General features: G+C 58.3%; 26 protein-coding genes. 22 read left to right on the forward strand and 4 right to left on the reverse strand.

Annotation, left to right across the window (positions count from 1 at the left end; translation table 11 throughout):
• Nucleotides 1–74: 74 nt before the first annotated feature.
• From tnpA to FGM15_03390, 6 genes are all read left to right on the forward strand, one after another.
• A complete protein-coding gene (gene tnpA / locus FGM15_03365) occupies nucleotides 75–548 on the forward strand; it encodes an IS200/IS605 family transposase (GenBank protein ID MBU3664902.1) in 474 nt (157 codons plus the stop codon).
• A 13-nt stretch (nucleotides 549–561) separates the two neighbouring features.
• Complete coding sequence (locus tag FGM15_03370) at nucleotides 562–816, forward strand: hypothetical protein (GenBank protein ID MBU3664903.1); 255 nt, start codon at nucleotides 562–564, stop codon at nucleotides 814–816.
• Between the two features lie 295 nt (nucleotides 817–1,111).
• Nucleotides 1,112–1,363, forward strand: a complete 252-nt coding sequence (locus FGM15_03375; GenBank protein MBU3664904.1) for a hypothetical protein — start codon at nucleotides 1,112–1,114, stop codon at nucleotides 1,361–1,363.
• A 13-nt stretch (nucleotides 1,364–1,376) separates the two neighbouring features.
• On the forward strand, nucleotides 1,377–2,153 hold the full coding sequence (locus FGM15_03380) for an IS5 family transposase (GenBank protein MBU3664905.1): 777 nt from the start codon (nucleotides 1,377–1,379) through the stop codon (nucleotides 2,151–2,153).
• Nucleotides 2,154–2,225: 72 nt separating this feature from the next.
• Entirely contained in the window at nucleotides 2,226–2,432 is a 207-nt protein-coding gene (locus tag FGM15_03385; GenBank protein MBU3664906.1) for a hypothetical protein, read from the forward strand.
• 438 nt (nucleotides 2,433–2,870) lie between these two features.
• A complete protein-coding gene (locus FGM15_03390; protein ID MBU3664907.1) occupies nucleotides 2,871–3,275 on the forward strand; it encodes a hypothetical protein in 405 nt (134 codons plus the stop codon).
• 147 nt (nucleotides 3,276–3,422) lie between these two features.
• On the opposite strand, the gene FGM15_03395 is transcribed toward FGM15_03390, so the two are convergent.
• Nucleotides 3,423–3,716, reverse strand: coding sequence for a hypothetical protein (locus tag FGM15_03395; protein ID MBU3664908.1), 294 nt, complete (start codon nucleotides 3,714–3,716; stop codon nucleotides 3,423–3,425).
• Between FGM15_03395 and FGM15_03400 the strand changes: the two genes are divergently transcribed.
• The 8 genes from FGM15_03400 to FGM15_03435 all read left to right on the forward strand — a co-directional run bounded on the left by FGM15_03400 (nucleotide 3,706) and on the right by FGM15_03435 (nucleotide 14,044).
• The gene (locus FGM15_03400; GenBank protein MBU3664909.1) at nucleotides 3,706–4,233 is read left to right on the forward strand and encodes a hypothetical protein; all 528 of its coding nucleotides are present in this window, start codon (nucleotides 3,706–3,708) and stop codon (nucleotides 4,231–4,233) included. The genes FGM15_03395 and FGM15_03400 overlap by 11 nt on opposite strands.
• 20 nt (nucleotides 4,234–4,253) lie before the next feature.
• Nucleotides 4,254–4,550: a hypothetical protein gene (locus tag FGM15_03405; protein MBU3664910.1), complete on the forward strand. Its 297-nt coding sequence runs from the start codon at nucleotides 4,254–4,256 to the stop codon at nucleotides 4,548–4,550.
• Between the two features lie 22 nt (nucleotides 4,551–4,572).
• Nucleotides 4,573–5,115, forward strand: a complete 543-nt coding sequence (locus FGM15_03410; protein MBU3664911.1) for a hypothetical protein — start codon at nucleotides 4,573–4,575, stop codon at nucleotides 5,113–5,115.
• A gap of 1,200 nt (nucleotides 5,116–6,315) precedes the next feature.
• The gene (locus FGM15_03415; protein ID MBU3664912.1) at nucleotides 6,316–6,771 is read left to right on the forward strand and encodes a hypothetical protein; all 456 of its coding nucleotides are present in this window, start codon (nucleotides 6,316–6,318) and stop codon (nucleotides 6,769–6,771) included.
• A gap of 174 nt (nucleotides 6,772–6,945) precedes the next feature.
• Nucleotides 6,946–7,431, forward strand: a complete 486-nt coding sequence (locus tag FGM15_03420; protein ID MBU3664913.1) for a hypothetical protein — start codon at nucleotides 6,946–6,948, stop codon at nucleotides 7,429–7,431.
• A gap of 48 nt (nucleotides 7,432–7,479) precedes the next feature.
• A complete protein-coding gene (locus FGM15_03425) occupies nucleotides 7,480–8,064 on the forward strand; it encodes a hypothetical protein (protein MBU3664914.1) in 585 nt (194 codons plus the stop codon).
• An 86-nt stretch (nucleotides 8,065–8,150) separates the two neighbouring features.
• A complete protein-coding gene (locus FGM15_03430; GenBank protein MBU3664915.1) occupies nucleotides 8,151–10,943 on the forward strand; it encodes a hypothetical protein in 2,793 nt (930 codons plus the stop codon).
• A complete protein-coding gene (locus FGM15_03435) occupies nucleotides 10,943–14,044 on the forward strand; it encodes a hypothetical protein (protein MBU3664916.1) in 3,102 nt (1,033 codons plus the stop codon). Before FGM15_03430 ends, FGM15_03435 begins: the two co-directional genes overlap by 1 nt.
• A 61-nt stretch (nucleotides 14,045–14,105) precedes the next feature.
• Here FGM15_03435 and FGM15_03440 read toward each other — a convergent pair whose 3' ends face one another.
• Both FGM15_03440 and FGM15_03445 read right to left on the reverse strand, forming a co-directional pair.
• Entirely contained in the window at nucleotides 14,106–14,885 is a 780-nt protein-coding gene (locus FGM15_03440) for a hypothetical protein (protein ID MBU3664917.1), read from the reverse strand.
• Nucleotides 14,882–15,850 carry a bile acid:sodium symporter family protein gene (locus tag FGM15_03445; GenBank protein MBU3664918.1) on the reverse strand — a complete coding sequence of 323 codons (969 nt, stop codon included), beginning with the start codon at nucleotides 15,848–15,850 and terminating at the stop codon, nucleotides 14,882–14,884. Before FGM15_03445 ends, FGM15_03440 begins: the two co-directional genes overlap by 4 nt.
• Before the next feature lie 65 nt (nucleotides 15,851–15,915).
• Between FGM15_03445 and FGM15_03450 the strand changes: the two genes are divergently transcribed.
• The gene (locus FGM15_03450; GenBank protein ID MBU3664919.1) at nucleotides 15,916–16,596 is read left to right on the forward strand and encodes a metal-dependent hydrolase; all 681 of its coding nucleotides are present in this window, start codon (nucleotides 15,916–15,918) and stop codon (nucleotides 16,594–16,596) included.
• Nucleotides 16,597–16,611: 15 nt separating this feature from the next.
• Here the strand turns inward: FGM15_03450 and FGM15_03455 are convergent, their stop codons facing one another.
• The gene (locus FGM15_03455) at nucleotides 16,612–18,273 is read right to left on the reverse strand and encodes a 2Fe-2S iron-sulfur cluster binding domain-containing protein (GenBank protein MBU3664920.1); all 1,662 of its coding nucleotides are present in this window, start codon (nucleotides 18,271–18,273) and stop codon (nucleotides 16,612–16,614) included.
• A gap of 201 nt (nucleotides 18,274–18,474) precedes the next feature.
• On the opposite strand from FGM15_03455, the gene FGM15_03460 reads away from it, so the two are divergent.
• The 7 genes from FGM15_03460 (at nucleotide 18,475) to FGM15_03490 (ending at nucleotide 26,488) form a co-directional block, all read left to right on the forward strand.
• Nucleotides 18,475–18,807 carry a hypothetical protein gene (locus tag FGM15_03460; protein ID MBU3664921.1) on the forward strand — a complete coding sequence of 111 codons (333 nt, stop codon included), beginning with the start codon at nucleotides 18,475–18,477 and terminating at the stop codon, nucleotides 18,805–18,807.
• A 71-nt stretch (nucleotides 18,808–18,878) separates the two neighbouring features.
• Complete coding sequence (locus FGM15_03465; GenBank protein MBU3664922.1) at nucleotides 18,879–21,071, forward strand: polysaccharide biosynthesis tyrosine autokinase; 2,193 nt, start codon at nucleotides 18,879–18,881, stop codon at nucleotides 21,069–21,071.
• Nucleotides 20,896–21,636, forward strand: coding sequence for a polysaccharide export protein (locus FGM15_03470; GenBank protein ID MBU3664923.1), 741 nt, complete (start codon nucleotides 20,896–20,898; stop codon nucleotides 21,634–21,636). The genes FGM15_03465 and FGM15_03470 overlap by 176 nt, the downstream gene beginning before the upstream one ends.
• A 113-nt stretch (nucleotides 21,637–21,749) precedes the next feature.
• Nucleotides 21,750–22,235: a hypothetical protein gene (locus tag FGM15_03475; protein MBU3664924.1), complete on the forward strand. Its 486-nt coding sequence runs from the start codon at nucleotides 21,750–21,752 to the stop codon at nucleotides 22,233–22,235.
• 62 nt (nucleotides 22,236–22,297) lie between these two features.
• Complete coding sequence (typA, locus tag FGM15_03480) at nucleotides 22,298–24,112, forward strand: translational GTPase TypA (protein MBU3664925.1); 1,815 nt, start codon at nucleotides 22,298–22,300, stop codon at nucleotides 24,110–24,112.
• Between the two features lie 196 nt (nucleotides 24,113–24,308).
• The gene (locus tag FGM15_03485) at nucleotides 24,309–25,070 is read left to right on the forward strand and encodes a YebC/PmpR family DNA-binding transcriptional regulator (protein MBU3664926.1); all 762 of its coding nucleotides are present in this window, start codon (nucleotides 24,309–24,311) and stop codon (nucleotides 25,068–25,070) included.
• A 35-nt stretch (nucleotides 25,071–25,105) separates the two neighbouring features.
• Nucleotides 25,106–26,488 carry a transcription termination factor Rho gene (locus FGM15_03490; GenBank protein ID MBU3664927.1) on the forward strand — a complete coding sequence of 461 codons (1,383 nt, stop codon included), beginning with the start codon at nucleotides 25,106–25,108 and terminating at the stop codon, nucleotides 26,486–26,488.
• The last annotated feature ends 6 nt before the right edge of the window (nucleotides 26,489–26,494 follow it).

The raw sequence follows: 26,494 nt of genomic DNA on the forward strand, positions 1-26,494 counted from the left end.
TTTAATGTCCCCACTCGGGGATAGTCCTAAATCCCTCGCCTTCAGGCGAAGGGAAGGTAGAAGACTTGTGGGAGATGAAGCTCTATCGGAAGGGCAGCCACAGCAAGCACGACCTGAAGGTGCATTTGGTCTGGATACCGAAATACCGCAAGAAAGTGTTGGTTGGGGAAGTTGCGCTGCGGGTGAGGGATCTGCTGAGGCAAGTGGCGATGGAGCGCGAGTTGGTGATCATCAGCGGGAAGATTGCGCGGGATCATGTGCATATGTTTTTGAGCTATCGTCCGCAGCAGGACATCAGTTCGATCGTGCAGTGGCTGAAAGGAACGAGTTCACGGATACTCCTTCAGGAGTTTGCGCATCTGCGCAAACAGTTTTGGGGAAAGCATCTGTGGGGCAGGGGATACTTGGCGGTAAGCTCGGGCAACATCACGGATGCGATGATAAAGAGCTACATCGCCGAGCAGGAGGGAGAGCCTGTCCACGATGACGGTCAATTTCTAATTGACGATGTGCCGCCGAAGGCAAACCTACCGTCTTCTAGACGGTAGTTGTTTTAGTGGATTGCTCCGTCTCTCCGACTCTGCTGCAGAGAGCCTCTCCAAGCACCAAGGGCGGTTGGAGTTAAAGGCGCTTAAAGGAATTTCCGACGCGGCCGCCAAGAGCCTTGCTCAGCACCGGGGTCCTGTTGATCTCGCCGGTTTGTTGGCCGAGGAAGTTTCCCAAGCGGCGGCTGAAAGCCTTTCGCAAAATGAGGAGATCGAGCTCTATGGTGATCTCGCGAAACGCGTCCGATATATCAAGCGCCGGCTAAAATAAACCAGCCAGCTCCCGCATCGTGAATCACCAACGATAAACAGCATGACCGTAAAAGAACTCAAGAAAGCGCTGCGCGGGGTGCCTGAACATGCACAAGTCCGAGTCCTGAAAGACGGAGTTTACTGCGAAAAAACTGATGTGTGGATGGCTGGCTACAACAAAGAAACGGACGACGAAACCGGAGAAGAGACCGAAGAATTTACCATTAACTGCTGAAACCACTGCTATCGAGAGCTCAAGCTATGACACGTTTTGCCCTCGAAAAACACCGTCGGACCAGATATTTTCGCAGCATATGAATTTCCCTTCCCTTGAAATCACGGAATACGAAGGCATCCAATCGGCAACACTGAAGGATGGCGTTGAACTGACTCCTGCGCTGGCCGAGGAGATCCGAAGCTTCCGGGGAAAGCTCAGCATTACGGACATCAGCCAACTGCCGCTGGACTTTCTCACGACACTTCTTGAGGGATTCAACGGTGACTATTTAAGCCTTCTCGGTAACTTCAAACTAGAACCTATCCCAAAACCCCCTTCATTGGCATGAAGGCTGCTGCGTTATGGTCATGCTTATACTCAGCAAAACACAACTCGATGTCCTTGAAATGTTGGTTCCCGATCACGCTGTCAGTCCCAAAGGTGGCAGACCTCCGATCGATAAACGGCGCGCCTTGGCCGGGATTTTCTGGGTCTTGGACAATGGCGCGAAGTGGAAAGATCTGCCCAAGCGATTCGGTTCCAAGAGCAGCGTGCACCGCTGGTTTTTGCGTTGGGTGAGGGCGGGAGTTTTCGATCATCTCATGCGTTCGATGGGGCGCTTGGTCGAAGAGCAAGGTCGCTTCCGGCTCTACGAATGCTTCGTGGACGGAACCTTTGCCAAAGCCAAGGGTGGCGGCGCGGGCATCGGCTGCACCAAGGCTGGCAAAGGAGTGAAAATCATGATTTTGGTCGATGCTAAAGGACTGCCGCTGGCGGTCAGCACGGCCCCGGCCAACCCGCATGAAAGCGGTCTGATCCAGGAACTCTTCGGCTTCATGCTCAGCTCCGAGTTGCCCGAGCGAGTCATCGGCGATAAGGCTTACGACAGCGATGCCTTGGATGAAAAACTCGCCCTGCAAGGCATGGAACTCATCGCCCCCAATCGGGCCAACCGACATGTCTCGCAGGACGGCCGCGCTCTGCGTCGCTACAAACGGCGTTGGACTGTTGAGCGCACCATCGCGTGGCTGCAAAACTACCGGCGCCTTTGTATCCGGTGGGAAAAATCCCAACTCGCTTTCCAAGGCTTCCTTCATTTCGCTTGCGCTCTTCTGCTCATGAAAGAGGTTTTGGGATAGGTTCTAAGTCCCGAAGCAGCTGAGGCTCTCAGCCGGTTTAAAGGGGGAATCAATCTGAATGACGTCACGGATTTGCCCGAGGATGTTGCTGCAGCGTTGGCCAAGCACGAGGGGGAGTTGGATCTCAATGGGATTTCCTCACTTACCGAAGCCTCTGGGCTGCAGCTGGCCAAGCATGTCAAATGCGTGGGGTTGGAAAACCTCGACTTCGACAATTTACCGAGCAGCGTCGTCGAAGCTTTCGGGAAAGCATGGCCCGATGTTTGGGGAAATGCCTGAGATGTTCGGACTTGCAGCTTTTTGTGACCCACGACTGAGACGGGGTAGCAAAGACAGTATGAATCTGGATCAACTGTTCGCTTGCAACCGGGGCACTTTCCGCGATTTCTACGGTGAGTTGCGGCGTTGCTTCGAAGCGGTGGATTGCTTCCACGTTGTCGAGGAAGACAACTGTTCCAAACTGCCTTGGCCGATTGGCCAGGGTGTCTATGCGATTTGGCAGGGAAGTGGCCGCACTGCCTCATCCCTCGTCTATGTCGGAATGACCGGAAAGATGAGCAATGCGAACGGGCGCACCGAATTGCCCGACAAGCCCAGAGGATTTCGGGCAAGGGCCGAGCGCACCAATCCCTACTCATTCACGAGCAAGGGTCCCTTCGAGAATCACTTCGAGTTCGGGCCGACGAGATCTGGTGCGCTGTTCTGCTGCCGCTTTACATGCGGGCGGTTGCCAAGGCATTGCCTGAAACGCAGAAAGCCTTCGACCGACTCGTCCTGCAATCCGCGTTGGCAGTCGCCTCCATCCTCAAACAGCGCGGTGGATTCGGGGTGGGGCAGAAAATGGTGAATCTCTTTTTCAAGGATCTCTGGGCCCTCGACTTCATCGATGCGGTTACAGAGAAACTGCTCCACGCGCCGATAGACCGCATCGTCCTCGGCAAGTTCAAAAGCGTGCCAATCTTATGGAACGCCTGGAGCCGGGTGGAGGCTGATTCAGTTGCCGATCAAGAAGTTAGGGACTATCTCGCGATCCAGACCAAGCTGCGTAAATACGCCGAAACGTCGCCGATCCCCTTCGGCTCCCTGATCCAGATGGAACAATTCATCTGGCACCGGGTCTAGTATACGCGTCGCCTATGACACGGTTTGTGCTCGCTTTACGGACATTTATTTGAAAAAATGCGATTTATGAACTGGATACACGCTAACCAAGACTGGCCTAGCTCCTCAGAGAATCCCCTCATTCTGGTTGCTGCATCCGGGTTTGATTCAGAGGGTCAATTTACGAGCTACAGCTACCACGTAGTTAAATTCGACCGCGCGGATGAATTCGAAGGCGACATTTGGACCGACTGCTCGCTGGATGAGCCCTTCGATATGAAGAACGAGCTTGGCTACTGGATGTCGCTTACCCTGGCACCCGAGTGGCACGTTAGCTAATTGAGCAATACCTCTTATGGACCTAACATTAGTCATCAGCGGCACGACGAACGAAACTGCCATCACCAAAATCCCGCACCCCAGCCAGTCGCCCTCGGAAAATAAGGCTGCCTTGAAATCCATGGCCGAGACTTGGTTTGAGCAAGACGAGCCTCGGTGGTTCGAGAGGTCAGATGTCTTTCACGGCAGCGGCATCCTTCTGGATAAAAAGACCAAAGTTCTTGTCACTTCGGACGGAAAAAAGATCGACAGCTTCAAGTTGGCGGATGTCCCCAACCTTTTCAAAGTGCTCCAAGCCACGGGCAACTCCTGCGACATGTCTTCAGCAGGGATACTGGCGATGGAGAACTCCGAGGGCACTGCGACTTTCACCGGTTCGGTTGATGTTTATGATCGCTCCAAGCTTGTTTTTGAAATTGTGCGCATTGGTGGCTTCAATCTTTTCGCTACCGACCCAGCCGCAGCTTCTGCCCAGTATTTTATCATCACTGGCGTTCAAGGCTTAACAGGTGAGGGCATCGAATCGAGCGAGACATCTTCCGCTGTTCTCATCAGTTCGGGGCTACCCTTTACCGCTCCCGCGGATTGCAAATACGACGCAGCTGCGGCCGCACGATTTAGGAAGACATTTCTCGGCTGAATGCCCACTTCGCCTCGCTCATGAGCCCGGAAATTCAAGCGGCATTAATCACCGGTTGTTTCACTGTGCTTGCCACCGTTATTGGCGCCGTGATCGCGTTGATGATCAGCCGCAAGATCAGCAAGCGCCAAAAGCTCGAGGAGGATCTGAAGGAGGCGGTCAGCGACATCCGCTTTCTTCTCGCGGTCGAGCAGGCGCATTGCGGGAAACACCGCGAAACTGACGGCGAAAGCTACAAAAACCGGACCAGGCAAGTCGTCCGCGATGACAAAAGACTCAGTTTTTCAGGCCGCTTCACGCCGGTTAATTGGTCGTGAATGCCAATAAGCATGTAATTCCATGGAAATAAATCCCTTCATTCACCAAATGGTGTTGAGAAATTCTTTCAACGCGGCGACCCAGCGGGGGACGTCGGTCTACGCGGTGGCGGTGGATGACCCTCGTCGCGGGGAGTTCAGAAATTGGACCAAAGAATGGCTCACCGCTCTCGGTTTGCGCTACATCGCGTGGGAATACACGCCCGTCACCTTCTGCCAAGAGATCGAGGACCTAAAGAGGGAAGCCAACAAGCATCACAAAGCAGTCTTGGCACCAGGCATGATCACCCTCGGGATTTCACAGAAATTAATCGCGCTCTACCTGAAATACCTCTGGCTGCTCGGAAACCCTGAAAAAATGCCCCTCTTGCCACCTTTGGACAACCGGGTCTTTGCAGCCGTGGGCTTGCGGCTTGGTGGATTCAAAGGAATCGACGACATGCAGGTTCTCAAGGATGCGTGGGCGAAAGTGGACGCTCATGCCGCACAGCAGGGAATGAGGTCTGGCACCATCTGGGAATCACGCTGGTGGACAGATGGTGATGATGAATCTGCCGCGGATTAAAGCGGCGTGACGATCTCCAAAGCCATTGCGGTGGACTAAGTTAGAGAACCGCCGCGTTTATGACGGGTTTTCGGCTCGCTTCGTGCTGGTGATTCAGACAGGCTTGCGTTCCAGCCACAGAAAACTTTCACCCCTATGAGTGAAGAACAAAAAGTCCTGACCGGATCGACGACCCCAGCTTCTCAAGCGAAAACATCGCGAAACAATTTGGAGGCTAATTCAGTTCAATCAGAGGAGGAGTTGCTCCTAGAAATAGCCGGCAGGCTCAGGGTGCTGCTTGCTTTGGTCGATAGCACCAATTCAGGCATGCCGCTCGTAAGGCACCAAAAGGGAGTATCACAGGTGTTTTGTCCTTGTTCGCAATGAGTCATGGTCTGGCTTGGCAAATCTTGAAAGCGCAGAAAGGCTTTTGAATATGCCTCCTACTCGCTACGGGTCTAGTGCGGTCGCTCTGCTCGCCATAGGCTTCGAGGACGCAGCACGATGGCAAACCGATGGCAGGAAATTGAAAGCGGTCGGCTACAAATCGGCCCGTTGGCGGTGGCTTACGGCCTCACACGGTGCCCTTTATGCATTCTGCAGCGGGAATAATGTTCTCTATATAGGCAGGACGCCAAAGGTCCTCAGCAAGCGAATTGCAGACTATAGTAAACCTGACAGCCTTCGTTTGCTGGACCGAAAGCTTCAAGCGGGAATCCGCAAATTGCTGGGACGTGGGAAGGACGTTCGCATCCTTGTGCTACCGATACACGCCTCGCCTATTCGGTGGATGAGCTACACAATAAATTTAGCGGCAGGATGGGAAGACTTTTTGCTTCAGAGATTCAAGCCTCAGTGGAACAAAAGTGGGAAGTGCTGGCGGACGGAGGCTGCAGCAAATGAACAGGAACTCAGTGCTGTCTCCCTTGGAAGGAACTAGAGCCTGCGCTGGGCAAGTCCACAGTCAATGTCGTTGCCGCGGACTGAGTTGGGAGAAAAGCACGGCTATGACAGGTTTCCGTCTCGCTTCGGGCGGCTGCTTCGGGCAAGCTTCGTTAAATAAAAATAAAAGAAGCCCATGAGCAATAAGCTAAGCGATATCTTTTCATCTTTTGAGCAGACGACACCCGGGCTAAAGTGGGGAGCCTTTTACCTGAGCGGCGGGCCGACTGAAAAAGGCTTGACCGTCGACCTCTGTCGTGTTGTATTTAATGTAAACCTATGGCAGAAAAATTCCTTATTGATGTTGGTTTTGTTCCAGAAGAGAGTTCCTCGGACTTAATTATGTGCGGGGACCCAGAGGGATCAGGAACGAAAGAAGTCAATTTGGAGTGGATCGGCGATGAGATTTGTTCGCCCGGCAATTCAGCTAAAGTTAAAGTAGCTGTCGGCGATAATATCTGGAAAGCCGATGCCAAGATTTGGAAAGATTTAGCGGACACATTTTTATCTGATCTGTCGGCAAACAAAAAAATCGACCCAAGAAAATTGGCCTCTTGCTGGGCAGTGTTCCAAGATGAAGACCCTCCCGATAAATCGGTGCGATTAGTGTCTGAGGAGAATGGCGGGGGAGAGTTCCGCAATGATGACGGTGAGTATAACGGTCATTTTTATGTGCGGTATCAGGTTGAAGAGGACGACTCCTACTTTGGGGAAAAAATCGTCGTTTTTAAGTAGCCCAAATCAAGATAGATCGGCTCAGGCAAAGGATCAGCCCCTTGGGCTGCCCAACTTTGCAAAATAGGAACTGCATCCCCTATGGCAGTTCGACTAGGTTCGGAAACTCCGAGAATCCAGATGCACGCGGCAGACTGCTCTGCCTAAATCTACTCTGAAACTATCCAAACTGCTATGAACAAAGCTGAATCAAAATTAATGCAAGAGATCAAACGCTTGCACTTGGCCCGGTATGATCTTCCAACTGACTCCGAGGCCGTCTCGCTTGCCCATTCCGACCTTTTATCCGCTCCGGACTACTTGCACTCGGCTGGTGACAAGCCCTGTAAAATGCACGCGACAGACGTGCTTCACCTTGCTGCCATTCATTCACCCAAGCTGATCAACGAAATTATTATCAGAGACTGCATCGGGGCTTTTGGGGCCTGTAATGATGCGAGCAAGATCAACACAATACGCATAATGTCGGCTCTCAGAAGGAGAGATGCCGTTAAATTCCTAGAAGAAGTGCGAGATGACAAAACACGGCCGAATGCAGTTACCGTCAAAAAGGAAAATGGGAAGCATGTTTTCGCAGCCTATCGCGACGACTCGCAGCCGGACTTGGTTGCGGACGAAGCGAGGAAGGCACTTGAGCGTATCAATAACATTGCTGTTTGAGAGCGATAACCGAGGCTGCTTGGCTTGCTTTTCCGAAGAACCCCCCAAATGGATAAACAAACCGTCACTAGCGCCATCGTTAATTTGTCTAAGCGCCGCCCCGTTTTTCATTCCGAAGCCGACTTGCAGCACGCATTCGCCTGGGAACTCGCTTCCACCAAAGGCGTGTCACTCAGGCTGGAAGTTCCACTCCCGGATGTGGGTGAAGTAGACCTACTTATTCCTGCGCCGGCTACCGTGATCGAGTTCAAATACAAGACGGCGGTAAGGGATATTACCATCTCTGAAGAGAATTTTGCTCTCAAGCAACATGGAGCACAACCGCTTGGCCGCTACGATGTGCTGAAAGATCTTTCGCGCGTTGAAAAATCCAATCGTGGGGGCTTTGTGTTGTTCATCACAAGTGACGCATCCTATTGGGGTCCGTGTCGCGGCAACGGCTCGAGCTTTTCCCTCCACCAAGGGAGAGCAATTCACGGAAGGATGGCGTGGGAAAACAATAGCAACAAAAAGTCACTGGGCGCAAAACGGGTCCATCCGATAACCATCTCGGGAAGCTACATTTGTGAATGGAACGACTACTCGCGAGAGGGAGAATTCCGCTACCTTTTGTTTAGCATCAAAAGGTTATGACACGATCCCGGCTCGCTTTTCCGGCCTGATCTGCTAGGGTCGGAATCCTCTTGAAGCCCGTCATTCCCCTCGACAAACCTGAATCCTTGGCCCCACAGGTCGCGGCCCATTTGCTGGCGGGTCGGACGGGAAGGCCCATCGATCTGGGGGACACGCTGGTCCTTATTCCGACCGCCGGTGCCGGCCGTGCCATCAGAAGGGAACTTTCCAAACACGGTGTCCTTTCCCCGCAATTCCGGCTTCCGATGGATGCGCTTGTTCCGAGCGGACTTGCCGTGGCTAGTCGCTTGGAGCGGGAAGCGGCATGGGTGCACCTACTCGATCCCGCCAAGCAGAAGACTTTTGCCTCCCTGATCCCGCCCGTCGTCCCTCTCGATACTCCCGACGACCGATTCGGCGTAGCGGCGCGCCTCTGCAATGTCTGCGACCAATTGGCCGAAGCGGGACTCGATCCGGCTTCGCCGTCGCTTCCCAAACAACTCACTGAAGATGCACAACGCTGGGAGGCCTTCGGCAAACTTTACGCCGAGTATCTCAAACTCTTGTCCAAACACGGATTGCGCGATCCCAACGATGTGCGCTTGGAGCAGGCCAAGAGTCCGGCGGCCACAGAAGATTTGAAGCGCGTTGTCGTGGCATGCATCCCCGACCTTGCGCCGGTCGTGGAAACATATCTGCAGTCGCTTGAGAAAAAGGGGATCGCAATCGACGTGCTCGCCTGGAGTCCGCAGGGCCAAGCAAAGCATCTCGATGCCATGGGGCGTCCCAAGAAGGAGTGGACCGAAGGAGGACTGCTGCGTGTGGAGCAAGATACGATCTTGCCGGCCAACGATCCTCCCACCGAGGCGGGATTCCTCCTCGACTACGTCGGCGCCCAGGCTGATGCAGACTTCGAAGTCTTTGCGGCCGCACCGGAATCAGCGGTGGCCCTCGCGCAAGAAATCACCTGGCGCGATGCGGAATCTTATCTGCCCGAAGGTCGAGGGTTGGCTCAGACCGAGTCGGCGGAGATTCTGCTCGGTTGGGATGCATTCGCCGCGACCCGCCGTCTTCGTGACCTGCGCGTTCTCCTGCAAAAGCCGGCTTTTCTCGCGTTCTTCGTCGCCGAAGCGGGCAAAGCGGAAAAGTTCAGGGCCAATGACGCCCTCGAGTCCTGCGATCTATTGATCGGTCAGCGGTTGTGCGAAAATATTCCGTCGGCCCGAAGTTGGCTCCAGCACGCCGAGCGTCCGAGCAACAAAGGTGCTTTGAGAGCTTTCATTGCGCAGGAAGACCTCGTTAGGACTGCAGAGAGCCTTCTTGCGCGCAAACTCGACGGACGCGGAATGCTTTCGGCGGTCAATGAGCACCGTGGAACGGTCGAGGCGGGATCCTTCGCGGCCAAGGAATTGGCGGCGATCGCCGAAGTGACCGGGCAGTTCGACAACTCGGCACTGTTGCGGGAATTGCCGGAAGACATGCGCCGTGCTGCGGCCAAGGCCGACATTCTCCGCAAACGCATCTTTCCCCGTGCTCCAGCCGGCGCCATCGAAGTCCAGGGATGGCTCGAGGCACCATGGAGCAATGCCAAAACATTGGTCATCGCCGGTTGCCGCGAGGGAGCATTGCCATCCGGAACCTACGACGATGCCTTTCTGCCGGACGCAAAAAAAGAAGGTCTCGGTTTGACCGACCAGAAAAGGCGCCTGGCCCGCGATGCCTACCTGCTCTCCTGTATTCTCTCTTCCCGGCCCGCATCGCAGGTGCGCCTCGGTTTTTCGCGCTTCCGCAAGCAAGGCGAGCCGAACCGTCCCTCGCGTCTGCTCTTCTCCTGCGCCGACAGCGAATTGCCGAGTCGCTCCGACTGGTTGCTCAAACCGGCGCCGCGCTCGGAGCGCAAAGACAAGAACGATGCGAGCTTCAAGCTGCACATCCCGGAACCCACGGCAGAGCAATTTCCGCCCAAATCGATTCGCGTGACCGCGTTCAAGAGTTATCTCGAGTGTCCGCTGCGCTTTTACCTCGCGCATATTCTGAAGATGCGGAAATTCGATGCCGATGCGCGGGAAATTCCCGCGACGGACTTCGGCACGGTGATGCACAAGGTCCTAGAGGATTTTGCCTTGGACAAATCCCTGGCCGGTCTGCGTGATCCGGACGAAATCGCACGCAAGCTCTCGGAGATCCTCGATGCCGTCTCACCCGCTTACTATGGCGAAAAGCCCTCACCGGTAGTCCGGGTGCAGATCGAAAACATGCGCGCCCGCCTCGCGGCCGCCGCCGCCACCGAGTCCATCATCCGCGACGAAGGATGGAAGACCATCGAGGCGGAGTTCAAGGTGACGATCGAAGACAACCATCAACTCGGCGGTCTGCCGGTCACCGGAACGATCGACCGCATCGATGTGCATCCCGAAAAAGGCCTGCGCATCTTGGACTACAAAACCTATTCGCAGCCCAAGAATCCGACCAAGACACACATCGGTCCCCTGCGGGAGAGTGATCATTTGCCCGAGGCGGAGTTGGAGATACGGACGAAGAAGGGGGAACCCCGCCCGCGTTCGTGGACCGATCTGCAATTGCCGCTGTATGCTTGGTTGGCCAAACGCATCTGGCCGGAGCATGCGGCCAAGGGCATCGAGGTCGGCTACTTCCTGCTCCCGCCGGATGGAGACCTGAGCAAAGACTCGCTGGAAATCTTCCAACTCACCGACGAGATGCAGGCATCGGCGGAGAAATGCGCCGAACGCATCGCGCAACTGGTCAAAGGCGGACACTTCTGGCCCCCCGCGCCCTCCTCGCAGATCGAGTTCGATGATTTCGAAGATTGGTTCATGCAAGGGGATCCCCAGGAGATGATCGACGAGGAGTCGGCCCACCGGCTGAACTGCAACCCGTGATGAACGGACGCGCCAACAACTTCGAGCGCAATCTGCTGATCGTCGCCAATGCTGGCAGCGGCAAGACGCACTGCCTTGTCACCCGTTGTATCCAGTTGCTTCAGCGGGATGCCAAGCCCGAGGAAATCCTCGCGCTCACCTTCACCAGGGCCGCGGCCGCCGAGTTCCTGCAGAAACTTTTCGAGCGTCTGTCCAAAGCCGCCACGGATCCCGTGGAACTGAAAAATTTACAGGACCAGATCGGCAAGGACTGCCGACCGATCGACGCCGATGGTTGCACCAAATTGCTGCGCGCTCTGGTCGACGCTTTGCCCCGGCTCTCCATGGGAACGCTCGACCAATACTTCGGACGCATTGTGCGCGCCTTCCCCTTCGAGTTGGGATTGTCCAAGGAAGTGGAGTTGCTCGACGATGCCGACAAGGAGGAGTTGCAACGACGGACGCTCGAGCGGCTGTTTGCCGAAGCAACGGAGAAAAGGGGACTCGAGGAACTCATCGAGACACTGCGCCAGCAGAGCCGGAACCGCGCCGAGCAGTCGGCCCTCAAGTCTGTTTCCCGCGCAGCATCCTCTTTGCACGAGAAATTCATTGAGACGCCCGGAGACAGGCCGTGGGGCAAAGAAGACATCATCTGGCCGGGAGGCAGCGCGATTCTCAATGCGGATGATGTCAAAACGGCGGCGGACAAGTTTCGCAGCGCGGCATTCGCGCAATCGGATCCGAAACTCGACGAAAAAGCGAAAAGCACCATCGAGGGCTGGCTTGAACTTGCCGTGGCGCACCATCCGCCGCGCCGCATCAGCGGCCCGCTTGCCGCCTTTGTCAAAAAGCTGACCGATGCAGGACGCGGCACCGGACAATCCAACGAGCCCTACATCGCCATCGGGCGCACCAAGTTGTTTCTGCGCCCTCCGATGCTGGCGGCGCGGGACAATCTTTTCAACGCGATCGCCAAACTCGAGTTGCTGAGCAAACTCGGATCCTCCCGGGCGCTCTACGCTCTGCTCAAAGACTACGAGGAGATTTACAAGAGGACCGTGCGCCTCGCCGGCCAATTGACCTTCACCGATCTGGCCACGCTCCTGGCCATCCATCAAAAGAAGATCGACCACAAGCACATCGAGTATCGGTTGGATGGCCGTTACAACCACTGGCTGCTCGACGAGTTCCAGGACACCAGCCGCCTGCAGTGGCGCATCATGGAACCCCTGGCCGACGAGGTGGTTTGCGGTGACGAAGGCCGCAGCTTTTTCTACGTGGGAGACACCAAGCAGGCCATTTACGGATGGCGCGGCGGGGACTTCGAGTTGTTCGGGCAGGTGCACGACAACTTCCGGACCAAGAGGGGCGTGGAGATCGCACAAGACAGGCTCCACGAGTCCTGGCGCTCCGACGGAAACATCGTCGAGGTGATCAATGCGGTCTTTGCTCCGTCTTGTCTGGATGGCGCGGCGGATTTTGATTTACCGGCGGAAACGGTGGCCAACTGGCGCAAGGCATGGGTCGACCATCAGCCGCGCCTGAATCGGATCGGCAAGGGCTTCGCGCAGTTCAAGACTTTGGCGGTCGACAAGGACGATGGCGACGATGCCAGCCAGGAAGCGTTGGATAAGGCGGTGCTTGATACCATCCGCGAGGTCGATCCGATCGGTCGCGGAATCAATTGCGCGATCATCGTGCGCACCCGCGCCGCACTCGATCACTATGTCGCTTTGCTGCGGGGGCAGAGACAGCCCATTCCCGTCGCCGCCCAAGGGCGTGTGAATCCCTGTCTCAAGTCGCCCGAGGGATTGGCTTTGTTTGCCCTGGTCAAATTCCTTGCCTCGCCGATCGACATCATCGCCAAGGAACAGTTTCTGGCTTCGCCGCTGGGTTTTCTCGCCGCGAACGATGCGGAATCCTTTCACTACACCGCTTCGGCACGGATCGCAGAATCCGGTTTGACGGCAACATTGTCCGGCTGGGTGCGCGTGGTCGTCCGCAAATCGCTGATCGATGCGACGAAAGTCGAGGCCTTCATCGAGGCGGCCTCCGATTACGAGGCGCAAAAGAAACCCGGCGAGGATTTGCGGGCTTTCATCGAGTTCGTCGACCACCGCATCGAGCAGGAAACCGAAACACCCGGTGTCGTGCGCGTGATGACCATCCACTTCTCCAAGGGTCTGGGCATGGACATGGTGATTCTGCCCGAACTCGGTGGAAAGGGCCTGTCGGATCTGCGCGACACGAGCGGAATTTCCGTGCACCGCGACTCGGAGGGCGGAGTCGAGTGGGGAATGTCGCTACCCTCCAAGGATATCTGCGCCGCCGATAAGACGCTTGATTCAGTGCGCGAACATCTGAGGGCACGGCAGACCTATGAGAATCTCTGCCTGCTCTACGTTGCCATGACGCGGGCCAAGCACGCTCTCTACTGCCTGCGGGCGCCGACCAAGGATTTCAAAAATGCCGGTCGTTGGTTGCAGGACTTTTTCCCGCAAGGCCAAGGAGAAGATCCCGACAACCGCTCCTTGGGCGATGGCAAGTGGTTCGAGGCCTTCCAACGCAAGGATGCAACGGCGCCTGACATCAAAGGCACGAAACTCAAACAGGACAGCAGGGAAACGCGGGAGAGTTCGCCTTCATCACATGAGGGCGAGGACATCCCGGCCGGCCTGATCCTCGGCGGCGGCGCGGCGCGGCATCTCGGCACCGAAGTGCACGAGCTGCTTGCGCAGGTCGAATGGCTTGGCGAGGAACCCGACTTCGCCGGCGCGACACCGGAAGCAACCAAACTCGTGCGTGAATTTCTCGGGAGCGACCGCGCAACTGTCCTGAAAAAGCCCGAAGGAAAAGTTTTGCTCTGGCGCGAAAGAGCCTTCGACGTGGAGATCCATGGACGACCGCTGAGCGGCATCTTCGATCGCGTCCATATCGAGCTGGGTTCAGATGACCAACCGACCGAGGCGCGGATCTATGACTTCAAGACCGACAAAGGCCCCGTCGATCTTCGGGCCAAATACAAAGACCAGCTGGATTCCTACATCGAAGCAGCTGCTCTGCTCCTCGGGATTTCCAAGGAAAAGATTGAAGCCGAACCTGTTGCCGTCCGGGCTATCTGAAGTCCTTTTATGAAACGTTTGAGGCTCGTCATGAGCCGTGCGTGTAAATTGAGGCTGCTTTTCAGGTCAAGTCAGCGGTAAAAACCAACGTCACAACGGAAAGATCTTTTTTGTGACTTCCGAAGGTTGTCGCACTGCAAGCGTAACAGTCCGAGGCATCTAGGAGATGGTCGGCCAGAGATTGTCCTTTTAGACCCTCGCCGAGAAAGTGTTCGCAGGCGAGTTCGACTTTCACTTTCCCCTCAACGAATTTAGCCGACATGGACAAAAAGCCAAATGAGAGCGCGTCAAGACTATATCGAATATCATCGAAACTCGTGTTCCCTGCAAGTGGCTCGATGTAGCCATCGTCATCGAAAGGCCATGCGGCTGCAGACTCAGTTGCAGCTGCGCCCGAAAGAACTTGCTCCCGCACGCGCCAAGGCTCCTCGGCAAGCGAATACTCCACATAGTGCACCAAAAAGACGTCTGAGTATGGGAGTCGTAAGCTGGGCTCTCTAAAATTCTGCCGCACGACTTCAAAGGCTTGCCGCTTTCCAGCAAGCGCAAGGCGTGTCAACAACGTGAAATTGCAAATGTCCGTGCCCGCAAGCCAACTATCATCGTCGCTTCCGAACAAGTCTCCTCCAGGAGCAACGATGCTGAGCGATTGGGCGATGTCATCCCCAAAATTATACTCTGACATATCGCATGGTTCATTTAGAAGCCCAACCAGTCGCTCGTCGCTTATGATCACCGGAAAGCCCGAGGCGAGTGTGCCCCGTAGCGTTTCCGCGAGCAGGTGTCCCGAATTGTAGCTCGGGATAATGACGCCGCGCAGGGCGTCCGCCTTCGGCCTCATGGGCCGGCGTCAGTGTCGCCAGCCTTGAGGGAGCCGCGCCATCGCCACCAACCGGCGAGCATGCTGCCCATGACCGAGTGGCAGACGCTGGACATCGCCGAAGGAACGGCGGTAAGCGGCTCCGCTGCGAACCGTGTCTTTGCCAGAACCGCCCCCAATCCCGAGTTCTGCATTCCCACCTCGATCGAGACGGTGCGTGCGATCGCGCGGTCGTAGCGGAAGATTCTGGCTGCGGCGTAGCCGAGGGCGAATCCCCCCGCGTGAAGAAGGCCTACGGCGAGCAAAATCCGCGATCCGTGCTCGATAATGGCCTGCGCATTCTGGCCCACGATGCTCCCCACGATGAGGCTTATGACAATGACCGAAAGCAGGGGGCCGGCGGGCAGAATGACGGACGTCAGCCGCGGTGCCTTGTGGTGCAAGAGCAAGCCGAGCAGCAAGGGAGCCAGGACGACCTGCGCGGTGGTGAGAAAAATCCCCGTCGCATCCACCGGGACATAGGCGCCGGCCAGCAAGCCGGTGAGCACGGGTGTCATGATCACGGCGGCGAAGGTCGAGCACATGGTCATGATGACGGAAAGCGCGACATTCGCGCGGGCGAGGTAAGTGACGACATTGGATGCCGTGCCGCCGGGGCAGCAGGCGACGAGGATGAGTCCGACTGCGAAGGGCGCCGGCAGTGCGAGTGCCTTGGCCACGGCCCAACCGAGAAACGGCATGATGCTGTATTGCGCGGCGAAACCCAACGCGACGGCACGCGGCATGCGGAGAACGGCGGTGAAATCCGCGAGATCCAGTGTGATGCCCATGCCGAGCATGACGACGGCGAGTCCCCAGACGATCCATGGTCCGCTGAACCAGGCGAAGACGCGGGGCTCCCATAGGGCAATCAGAGCCGCCGCCAGCACCCATGCGGGAAACCAGTCGGCGATGGCGAGCAACTTTGTGCGCATCAAGGGCGCCATTCGCCCTTTTCCGAGCCGGTTTGACAATGAAAAACGGAAAGGTTTACCTCGGGGCAGCAAGCGCCATGAAACTGACCTATTACGGACACTCGTGTTTCGGTGTGCTGGTGAACGGCACGCATCTTCTTTTCGATCCCTTCGTCACTCCGAACCCGAAAGCGGCATCTGTCGATGTGAAGAAAATCCCGGCCGACTACATCCTTGTCTCGCACGGGCATTTCGACCATGTGGCCGACGCGGCGGAAATCGCGAAGCGCACGGGGGCGACGGTGGTCGCCAACTACGAGATTGCCGAATGGTTCGGGAAGCAGGGGGTTGCGAAGACCCATCCCATGAATCTCGGGGGCGCCCACACTTTTCCGTTCGGGCGTGTGAAGATGATCCCGGCCATCCACTCCAGCGTGTTGCCCGACGGGACTTACGGTGGAAATCCGGGAGGTTTCCTCGTGGAGAGCGAGGGGGGCAACTTTTACTACTCCGGCGACACGGCGCTCACGCGCGACCTGAAACTGGTCGGCGAAAGTGCTTCGCTAAAATTCGCCGTTCTTTGCATCGGGGACAACTTTACCATGGGTCCGGATGACGCCGCCCGTGCCGCCAATTTCGTGGAGGCCGAGGAAGTGGTGGGTGTTCACTATGACACCTTCCCGCCGATCGAGATCGACCATCACGAGGCCATTCGGGTGTTCAGCGACCGAGGTGCCAATCTGCACCTGATGAAGATCGGGGAAAGCCGAGAGTTCTGACCGGCGCGGGTGCGCTCAGGTGAGCGTTGCCGCCGTTTTCAATACGATGCCACTGTCGCCCAATCCGGCGAGGGTCAAGCCGGCCAGCGCCGGGACGGCCGAGGACATTTCCTTGAAGACGCTTTCGAGGGTCTGCGGCGCTTCGCCGTCGAGGGCGCGGAGAAGGTCGGCGAGAATTTCCCAATCGTCGCGGGCTTGTCCGGGCGGTTGAACCGCGCAGTTGAGGCGCTGGATGCGGTCTTTGACGTTGACCATCGAGCCGCGTTTCTCGGCGAAGCCCGCTCCGGGAAGAATCGCCGCGGCGTGCTTGGTGGCGGTGTTCGGCAGGATGTCGAGGCAGATGAGTTGCGACACGGAAGCGATTTCGTGCTCGCTCAGTCCGAGATGTCTCGGGTCCTCGCCGAGGCAAAGCAAGGCCTTCACTTTCCCGTTGCGCACCGCCGTGGCGATTTCGTGGGCCTTCGTGCCGGGCGGATTGCGGGTGATTCCTAGCAATTCGGCCCCGCGAGTGTTCGGGTTGCCGTCGTTGCACACGAGGATCCCGTCCGCTTCCTGCGGGCGGGGCACGATTTCGTGCAGGGTGATGCCGAGGTGTCGAGCGATCTTGCCGGCAAGCCACAGCTCCTCGTTGGTCATGCGTGCGGAGGCGAGCATCGCGATCTCGCCCCGCGGGATGGCGGACAATTTTTCCGCGACTTGCTGGATGACGCGCGGCCAGGTGGATTTCTGCAATCGGCCGTTTTCGCGGAGTTGCGGTTGGACGAGGCGGTCTTCGCGGTAGAGATAGCCGTAGTTGAGGCGCCCGTGGTCGCACATCCAGTAGGAGTTGACCGCGTCGTTTTGCCGCGGGGTCTGGCGGACGATTTGGTTTTCGCGCGCGCCGATGACGGTGTTGCAACCGGTGCCGCAGGACGTGCAGATGCTTTTCGTTTCGCGCAGGAACCAGACGCGCATTTTGAAGCGGAAATCTTTGCTGGTGAGGGCGCCGACGGGGCAGATGTCCACCGTGTTGAGCGAGTAATTGCTGTCGAGGCGCTGCCCTTCGTGAACGGTGAGCTTGGTGTGGCTGCCGCGATCGACGAAGCCGAGCACGTCGTCGTGCGCAACTTCCTGCATGAAACGGATGCAGCGCGAGCAGAGGATGCAGCGCTCGTCGTCCAGGACAATGTGCCTGCCGATGTCCTGCTGTTTGGGTTTTTTGACTTTTTCTTCGAGGAAATTCGAACCGCCTTGGCCGAATTCGACGGCGAATTCCTGGAGGCGGCATTCGCCGGCTTTGTCGCAGATCGGGCAGTCGAGCGGATGGTTGATGAGCAGGAACTCCATCACGCCCTTGCGGCAATCTTCGACCAGCGGGGAGTCGGTCTTCACCGCCATGCCTTCGGAAATTTCCAATGCGCAGGAAATCTGCGGGCGCGGATTCCATGCGATTTCGGGGCGTCCGTCGGGTCCGAGAACCGGCTGGCGGTTGGCATCGGTTTTGGGAGAACCGATCTCCAGCAGGCACATGCGGCAGTTTCCCGGGGAAGTGAGCGCCGGGTGGTAGCAGTAATGCGGGACGAAGTGGCCGCTCTGCATGCATGCCTCGATGAGCCGCGTGCCCTTCGGAAATTGTCGCCATTCGCCGTCGATCTGGACGTTGATCATCGTGGTCTCGTTGCTGCCGTTCGCGCTCATGAATTGGTCAAGGATGCCGTGAATGTGATGGGACACGATGACGTCATCTTGTGCGCGGGAAAAGAAGGAAGTGAGGGTGCGGTGCAACCGGACCGCCGGTCGCGTGCGGTGCGCGGTGTTCCGCGGTGACCGGAGTCCAAGGCGGGTGACCGGAGTCCCCGCGGGTTGACGAAGAAGCGTCGATGGCCCCACACTGGACTCATGACCCGAGGGCTTTTGCGGATAATCGCGATTCTCGCTCTGCCGGTTTTGGGCGGGTGCGCAACCGGAGACACGTTCATTACCGGCGTGGCGCGGGCTCCGATTCACCCGGATGATGTGTTGCTCTATCACAGCCTTCCCGCCCGCTATGAAGAAATCGGCATCATTACCGACCGGAGCTTCTGGCCTTGGGCATGGGTCGGACCCTCGCGCATCGCCCCGATTTCCGGGGAACTGCGAGCCAAAGCGGCCGAGGTCGGTGCCAACGGTGTCTTCGTGCGCAATCTCGGTGCATCTTCCGTGGTCGAAGGGGTGGCGATCTACGTTCCCTGAAGCGTCTTGAAGCGCGACCGCGCTTTCCCTTGCAGAGACATCGGTGGCTGATAGATTGAAATATCCGTCCCATGACAGATCGAGAGCCATCAGCCGTCCAAGAGGCCAAACTGCATTTCTTGGACTATTGGCGTGTCATCCGCCTCCGCCTTCCCATCATTGTCCTGGCCTTTCTGCTTGTGGTGGTCACGGCCGGCGTGACCACGTATTTCCTGCCGCGCCAGTTCCAGTCGAACGTCATCATCGAGGTCGAGCAAAACGAGCAGAAGATCCGGATCTTCCGCGAGGGCTACGAGGGCGGCATGGGCATGGATCCGCGCTTCGCCACGACCCAGTTCCAGATCATCCAGCGCAAGGAGATGCTTTATCCGGTCATCGACTCGCTCAACCTACTGCAAAAATGGGGCGAGGAATACGATATCCGGTCCAAAGAGCAGGCCTACTTCAAGCTGCGCAGCATGATCGACGTGCGCGAGGTGCGTAATACGAATCTGCTCCAGATCAGCGTCGAGAGCACCAATCCTCAGGAAGCCTCCGACCTCGCCAACACCATCGCGCAGGAATACCAGCGCAAGCGCATCGACGAGCAGCAGAAAATGCTCAACCGTTCGTTGGCCACGCTCGAGGATGAGGTGACCAAGCAGCGGAAAAAAGTCCAGGAGGCGAACGACGAGATGAGTCGCATCCGCACGGAACTCGGCATCACCGACCTGAATCCCGACAGCATGGAAGATCCCATGCAGGCGCAGGAAAAAGTCCTTCTCGACCAGGAGGCACTCGTGGCCGAAGCGCGCGTTCAGGCTTCGACCCTTCGCACCAAATACGACGAGATCGAAAAGCTTTCGGGCGACGACCTCATGCGCGCCCTGCCGACTTTGCAGATCGAAGACCAGACCATCAGCCAGATCCTTCCCCAATACCAGGAAACAGCCTCTGAGTTGGCCCGTGCGATGCAGTCCGGCCTAGGCGCCCGCCATCCGACAATCCGTGCTTTGGCCGCGAAGAAGGACACCTACGAGAAGCAGCTCACCGATCAGGTGGGCAGCATCCGCCGGACGCTCAAGGCCAACCTCGAAATCACCCAGCGCTCCCTTGGCACCATGGAGGAGGAACTCGAGAAAGTGCGCGCCAACCAGCGTGACACCAAATCTCGCAGCGCGGAATACGCCCGCGCGAAGAACAACTACATCCAGGCCAAAAAGATCCTTGAAGCGGCCGAGCTGAGGCTATCCACCGAGACCATGCAGCGCAGCATGCCGATGAGCCCTGCGCGCATCTGGGAAAAGGCCGAACCGGCCTCCGCCCCGTCCAAGCCAAACGTCATGCTCAACATGGCGCTTGCCGTCGTTGTCGGCCTCATCGTGGGCATCGGCCTGGCTTTCTTCCTCGAATACCTCGACACCAGCGTCAAGACGATGGAGGACGTGGAAAACTTCCTCCAGGTCCCGGTGCTGGCGGTCATTCCGAAAAACATCACCTTTCTTCCGGATGACCCCGATGCGACGGCGGACGCCGAGGCTTACCGCATCTTGCGCACCAATGTGGAGTTCAACCGCCAGTCGGCCGATGCGAACACCATGACTTTTGTCAGCGGCGGCGCGGGCGAGGGGAAATCCACCACTCTCGCCAACCTTGCCTACATTTTTGCGCAGGGCGGCTACAATGCTCTGGTCGTGGATGCCGACCTCCGCCGCCCGACCCAGCACCGCTTGTTCGGTGTGGACGGCGACCGCGGACTCACGGATTTTCTCACGAGCGACGTTGACTTGGAGGACGTCGTGCAGCCGACCAATGTGCCCAATCTCTCCATCCTTCCCAGCGGCAAGCTGCCTTTCGACGCCGTCGGTGTCCTGAACTCCCAGCGCATGGTCGATCTCATTGCGCAGGTCAAAAACCGATACGATATCGTCTTTTTCGATTCTCCCCCGATCCTGGGCGTGAGCGATGCATCCGTGCTCGTGCGCGCCCTCGATCTCACGATCATTGTCGTGCAGCACCGCCGCTTCCCGCGTGCCATGCTGCAAAGGGTAAAGCAGGCCGTGCAGAACGTGGGCGGTCAGATCCTCGGTGTCGTGCTCAACAACGTCGATGTGCGCCACGATCAATATTACGAGTATTACACGAATTACTACCACTACTACCAAGCTGCGCCCGACCAAGTCTCCGGCCCGGTGGCTTCGTCTGCCCCGGCAAAAGCCGAAGGCCGCGCGGCGCGGCGCGGTGTGCAAAGTTCCTCCAAAACCGTTGGCGAAGATGATTACTGAGCTTTTCAGACCGGCGGCACGCGCCGTTTTCGTGGCATTTGTCTTCGGCTTTGCGTCGGGCCTCCAGGCGCAGGAAGTGACTTTCCGCCCGGGCGACACCATGGAGCTGCGCATCGGGGGTGTTCCTTCCGAGGAGACGTCGCTCATCACCGGTTCCTACACCGTGGACGGAGAGGGGTTCATCAACCTGCCCCACGTGGGGAAAATCTCCGCGGCCGGACTCACCCAAGCCGCCCTGCAGCGCGCGATCGAGGGCGCCTACCGGGGCGGGGAAATCTACACCAATCCGACGATCACGATAGCCGTGCCGACAGTCAGTCGCTTCGTCAACGTGAGCGGTGACGTGCGTCAACCGCGCCGCGTGGAATACACGCAGGACCTCACTGTCCTCGGCGCCATCAGCGCGTCCGGGGGATTCACGGAATACGCCGACCAGCGCAAGGTTCGTCTTTTGCGCCGCGGCACCGTTCAGTTGATCGACGTGAAAGCTGTGCGTGCCAACCCCGCGCTCGACATCAAACTTCTCCCCGGCGACCAGATCGAGGTGCCTCAGAGTTGGTGGTGAGGCTGCGGGCCGATCACCGTGAACCCCGGTTGTTCGGAAGCAGCATGATCGGAACGAGACGCTCTTTCCACGCATGAGGCCCGGATTCACGGGGCAAGTGAATTTTCCGATCCATGCGTCGTTTCCCTGCGCCGAAAAAGATTTACCGCCGTGTGGCTGCCGATCCGGGAAAGAAGCCCGCGGGTGCAAGAGACGGGTGGATCGGGATCGTCCTCGAGCGCGACGACCCGGAAGACCGGCGATCGCCCGGCACGATGTATGTTTACGGGCGCCAGGGATACCTCGGGGCGTTTCGCTCGAACGAGAACGGTTTTATCGGCAGCTCGCGCGGGGTGCCGGCCGGACGCTACACGCTCCAGCCGAAGCGAAAAAGCGGGACGAACTGGCCGGCCCAGACCCCCGCGATCACCGGGCCGGGTCAACCGCCCGGGAAACCCGGTCCAGGCTACAAGGCCGATGCGATCCTGCTGCATCCCGAGGGACGCCGCGGCCAGCCGGATTCGCTCTCGTGCATCACGGTGAACGACGAGGGATTCCGGCGTGTCATGCACATCATGCACCAAGCGCCCGACTCCATCGTGCCGCTGATCATCCGTTGAGGTCGCACGGTTGACAGCGGACGCCGCACCAACGATAGTCCGCCCTCCTTTTTGGAGTCCGCATGGAAAACATACGCAACGTCGCCATCATCGCCCACGTCGACCACGGCAAAACAACGCTCGTCGACCAACTGCTGCGCCAGTCGGGCACGTTCCAAGCGCACGAGAAGGTCGAGGAGCGTGTGATGGACTCGATGGATCTGGAGAAGGAGAAGGGGATCACGATCAGGGCCAAGAACGCCTCGTTCCACTGGGACAAATACAAAATCAACATCGTGGACACGCCCGGACACGCCGACTTCGGCGGGGAAGTGGAGCGCATCATGAAGATGGTCGATGGCGTGCTCCTTGTCGTCGATGCCTACGAGGGTCCGCAGGCGCAGACCAAATTTGTCCTGCGCAAAGCCATGGAGAACGGCCTCAGGCCTGTCGTGGTTATCAACAAGATCGACCGTGACAACGCCCGGCCTCACAAAGTTCTCGACATGGTGTTCGAGCTTTTCCTCGAACTCAACGCGACCGATGAGCAGCTCGATTTCCCGCACATTTACGCCAGCGCCAAGGCCGGATTCGCCAAGCGCGAGCTGGTCGATCCTTCCTCCACGATGGTGCCGCTCTACGAGGCGATCGCCTGGCACATCCCGGCGCCCAAGAAGTCCGGTGCGGACTACTTCCAGATGCTTGTCTCCAACCTCGACTACAGCGATTACCTTGGACGTATCGCCTATGGGCGTGTCATCAGCGGCTCGGTCAAGGTCGGGCAGAGCATCGTTTGCATCCATCAAGACGGACGCAAGGAGCGCGCCAATGTCACCGCGATCTTCGGCCACGAAGGGCTCGAGAAAATCAAGATCGATTCGGCATCCGAAGGCGACATCATCGGCCTTGCCGGTTTCGAGGACGTGTTCATCGGGGAGACGCTCGTCGATAGCGAGGAGCGCGCGGCGCTGCCCTTCGTGGAGATCGATCCGCCGACGATCAGCATGCGCATTTGCGTCAATGATTCGCCGCTCGCCGGAAGGGAGGGGAAGTTGCTCACTGCGCGCCAGATCAAAGACCGCCTTATCCGCGAGATGCGCACGAATGTCTCGTTGCAGGTCAGCGAGACCGAGACGGCGGGGCAGTTCGAGGTCAAAGCGCGCGGGGAGATGCAGATCGCCATCCTCGTCGAGCAGATGCGCCGCGAGGGATTCGAACTGCTCGTTTCGCGACCCGAGGTGATTTTTCACCGCGCCGCGGACGGTTCCTTGCTCGAGCCGATGGAGACGCTCTATGTGGATCTTCCGCCCGAAAACCTCGGCGATATTTTGCAGACGCTGGCCTCGCGCAAGGCCGAAATCGTCAACATGGAGCACAACCCGCACAGCGTGCTGGTGCAGGCGGTGATCCCGACGCGCGGATTGATCGGATTCGAGACCGATCTGGTCAACACGACCAAAGGCCTCGGAACAATGAGCCACCTTTTCAAGGAATACGGTCCGCACAAGGGCGAGATTCCGAGCCGCGGCAAAGGTGTGCTTGTTTCGATGGAAACCGGCACGAGCATGGCCTACGCGTTGGATTCGATCCAGGAACGAGGCCGCCTTTTCATCGGACCCCAAGTCGAGATCTACGAGGGAATGATCGTGGGCGAAAATGCGCGGCCCGATGATTTGCCGGTCAATCCTTGCAAGGCCAAAAAGCTCACCAACATGCGCAGCCAAGGCGATGGCAAAGGCATCCAATTGGCGCCGCCCGTGACCCTCTCGCTCGAACGATCCCTCGAATACATCGCGCCCGACGAGTTCGTCGAGGTCACCCCCAAGTCGTTGAGGCTGAGGAAGAAAATACTCGATGCCACGGCACGCAAGCGGGCGGCCACCAAGACGGCTGGTTGATTTTTTGCCGAAGTCGGTTGACACCCGGGGCGGGCCGGTGTCTTATTTGGTTGTTCCGATTGTCCGCGCCGTTCGTCGCGCTCCCTTTTGAGGCGATCCGGCAAGTGGTTGCCAAAGTCCGGCGCGCAATCCTCCAAGAACAAACTCATACCGTATTTTTATTACCGGGGCCCGGGAACACATCCGGGCGCATTTCATGGCCGGTCACAACAAGTGGTCCAAAGTCAAGCGCATCAAGGGCGCGATCGACGCGAAGCGGGGGAAAATTTTCTCCAAGCTGGCGAAAGAGATCGCCGTCGCCGCGAAGCTCGGGGGTCCGGATCCGGACGCCAACGTGCGGCTGCGGTCGGCGATCGCCCTGGCGCGCACCCAAAACATGCCCAATGACAACATCGAACGCGCGATCAAGCGCGGCAGCGGCGACACCGGGGAGGCGGCGCTGGAGGAAGTGATGTATGAGGGCTATGCGGCCGACGGCGTGGCCTTGCTTATCGAGGCGGCGACCGACAACCGCAACCGCACCGCAGCCGACGTGCGTCTGATCTTTTCCAAGCACGGAGGGCATCTCGGCGGCGCGGGCAGCGTTGCTCATCTTTTCTCGCGCAAGGGCGAGGTGACCGTGTCGGAGGGCGCTTCCGATGCCGAGCGTCTGCTCGAGTTGGTCATCGAGGCCGAGGCCGACGAATTGACCAGCGAGCCCGGGCACCCGCACGTTGTCATGACCGCCCCCGACCGTCTCGCCGCGGTGGCCGATGCACTGCGCGCGGCGTCCGTCCCGGTTGAATCGCAAAAGCTCGTCTTCGTCGCGCACACCGCAATGACCGTGGCCGACGAACAAACCGCCGCACAGGTCATGCGACTGCATGACGCGCTCGACGACAACGACGACGTGCTCAACGTCTATTCCAATTTTGAACTTCCCGCCGAGGTGCTCGAGCGCATCTCCGGCTCCAACTGAATCTCACCCTGACATCCATGGACGAAAACAAAGACATGAACACCCCGGCCCTGCCGGTCCACGAACGCGAAGCGGCCCTTCCCGAGCACGGTCGCGAAGCCGCTTTGCCTCCGCATCGCGCTCCCGACGCCCTGCCGTCCGGAGAGGGCGACGGGCAGCGAGAGGGAGGACGGCCGCGCCGCCACCGCAATTTCCGCCAGCGCCGCAACCGGCGCTTCCGCGATGATCGCGGCGATCGTGATGACCGCGCACCGCGCGGCGGTGGCGACGGACCTTCCGATGCCGGGGAACCGATCGAGGAAGAGCCGTCCGGTGAACCCGTCTTTGCCGAGGGCATCGTCGAAGTCAGCGGCAAGGGATTCGGTTTTTTGCGCAATCCCAAGAGGAACTTCACGCAGTCGAACAACGATATCTTCGTCACGCCCGAAGTCGTGCGTGCCCACAACCTCCGCGACGGCATCTGGATCAAGGGCGAAATCCGCAAGGGCAGCCGCGGTCCGCAGCTCTTCCGCTGCACCGAGATCGAAGGAGAGGATCCTGCCAAATACGCCAACATCCCGTATTTCGAGGAGTTGACCACGATCAACCCGAATTCTCGCATCAACCTCGAAACCGTGCCCGAGCGCTACACCACGCGCGTCATGGACATCATGACGCCGATCGGAAAAGGCCAACGCGGACTCATCGTCGCACCCCCGCGCACCGGCAAGACGACGCTCTTGCAGCACATCGCCGAGGCCGTGGTGAAGAACCATCCCGAGATGAAGCTTATCATCCTGCTGGTCGATGAACGTCCGGAAGAAGTCACCGAAATCCGCCGCACTGTCCCGCAGGCCGAGTTGATGGCCAGCTCGAACGACAGCGACATCAAGAGCCACACGCGCATCGCCATCCTGGCCATCGAGCGGGCCAAGCGCCTCGTCGAGATGGGCAAGGACGTCTTCGTCCTGATGGATTCGCTCACCCGCATCGGCCGCGCCTTCAACAACGCGACGGGCGGCGGCGGACGGACCATGAGCGGCGGCGTCGATTCGCGCGCGCTGGAAATCCCGCGCAAACTTTTTGCCGCGGCCCGCAATACCGAGGAAGCCGGATCGCTCACCATCATGGCCACCGCGCTCATCGAGACCGGCAGCCGCATGGACGAACTCATCTTCCAAGAGTTCAAAGGCACCGGAAACATGGAGCTCGTCCTCGACCGCAAGGTCAGCGACCAGCGCATCTACCCGGCAGTGGACATCTTCCTCTCCGGAACCCGCCGCGAGGAGCTTCTCCTGCCCGAGGAGCAGTTGCACAAAATCAACGTCATCCGCCGAGGCCTGGCCGGACACAAACCGATCGAGGCCATCGAGCGCCTGCTCCACTTCATCCGCAAATACCCGACCAACGTCGAGATGCTGAAAAGCATTCCGGGTTGAGATTCT

This window comes from Chthoniobacterales bacterium (assembly GCA_018883245.1).
In the GTDB taxonomy this organism is placed as follows: domain Bacteria; phylum Verrucomicrobiota; class Verrucomicrobiia; order Chthoniobacterales; family JACTMZ01; genus JACTMZ01.

Coding starts and splice junctions, on each gene's coding strand:
- tnpA (MBU3664902.1), top strand. CDS start 75: ATGAAGCTCTATCGGAAGGGCAGCCACAGCAAGCACGACCTGAAGGTG.
- FGM15_03375 (MBU3664904.1), top strand. CDS start 1,112: ATGAATTTCCCTTCCCTTGAAATCACGGAATACGAAGGCATCCAATCG.
- FGM15_03380 (MBU3664905.1), top strand. CDS start 1,377: ATGGTCATGCTTATACTCAGCAAAACACAACTCGATGTCCTTGAAATG.
- FGM15_03390 (MBU3664907.1), top strand. CDS start 2,871: ATGCGGGCGGTTGCCAAGGCATTGCCTGAAACGCAGAAAGCCTTCGAC.
- FGM15_03395 (MBU3664908.1), bottom strand. CDS start 3,716: ATGGATTTCAAGGCAGCCTTATTTTCCGAGGGCGACTGGCTGGGGTGC.
- FGM15_03405 (MBU3664910.1), top strand. CDS start 4,254: ATGAGCCCGGAAATTCAAGCGGCATTAATCACCGGTTGTTTCACTGTG.
- FGM15_03410 (MBU3664911.1), top strand. CDS start 4,573: ATGGAAATAAATCCCTTCATTCACCAAATGGTGTTGAGAAATTCTTTC.
- FGM15_03415 (MBU3664912.1), top strand. CDS start 6,316: ATGGCAGAAAAATTCCTTATTGATGTTGGTTTTGTTCCAGAAGAGAGT.
- FGM15_03420 (MBU3664913.1), top strand. CDS start 6,946: ATGAACAAAGCTGAATCAAAATTAATGCAAGAGATCAAACGCTTGCAC.
- FGM15_03425 (MBU3664914.1), top strand. CDS start 7,480: ATGGATAAACAAACCGTCACTAGCGCCATCGTTAATTTGTCTAAGCGC.
- FGM15_03435 (MBU3664916.1), top strand. CDS start 10,943: ATGAACGGACGCGCCAACAACTTCGAGCGCAATCTGCTGATCGTCGCC.
- FGM15_03440 (MBU3664917.1), bottom strand. CDS start 14,885: ATGAGGCCGAAGGCGGACGCCCTGCGCGGCGTCATTATCCCGAGCTAC.
- FGM15_03445 (MBU3664918.1), bottom strand. CDS start 15,850: ATGGCGCCCTTGATGCGCACAAAGTTGCTCGCCATCGCCGACTGGTTT.
- FGM15_03450 (MBU3664919.1), top strand. CDS start 15,916: ATGAAACTGACCTATTACGGACACTCGTGTTTCGGTGTGCTGGTGAAC.
- FGM15_03455 (MBU3664920.1), bottom strand. CDS start 18,273: ATGAGCGCGAACGGCAGCAACGAGACCACGATGATCAACGTCCAGATC.
- FGM15_03460 (MBU3664921.1), top strand. CDS start 18,475: ATGACCCGAGGGCTTTTGCGGATAATCGCGATTCTCGCTCTGCCGGTT.
- FGM15_03465 (MBU3664922.1), top strand. CDS start 18,879: ATGACAGATCGAGAGCCATCAGCCGTCCAAGAGGCCAAACTGCATTTC.
- FGM15_03470 (MBU3664923.1), top strand. CDS start 20,896: ATGTGCGCCACGATCAATATTACGAGTATTACACGAATTACTACCACT.
- FGM15_03475 (MBU3664924.1), top strand. CDS start 21,750: ATGCGTCGTTTCCCTGCGCCGAAAAAGATTTACCGCCGTGTGGCTGCC.
- typA (MBU3664925.1), top strand. CDS start 22,298: ATGGAAAACATACGCAACGTCGCCATCATCGCCCACGTCGACCACGGC.
- FGM15_03485 (MBU3664926.1), top strand. CDS start 24,309: ATGGCCGGTCACAACAAGTGGTCCAAAGTCAAGCGCATCAAGGGCGCG.
- FGM15_03490 (MBU3664927.1), top strand. CDS start 25,106: ATGAACACCCCGGCCCTGCCGGTCCACGAACGCGAAGCGGCCCTTCCC.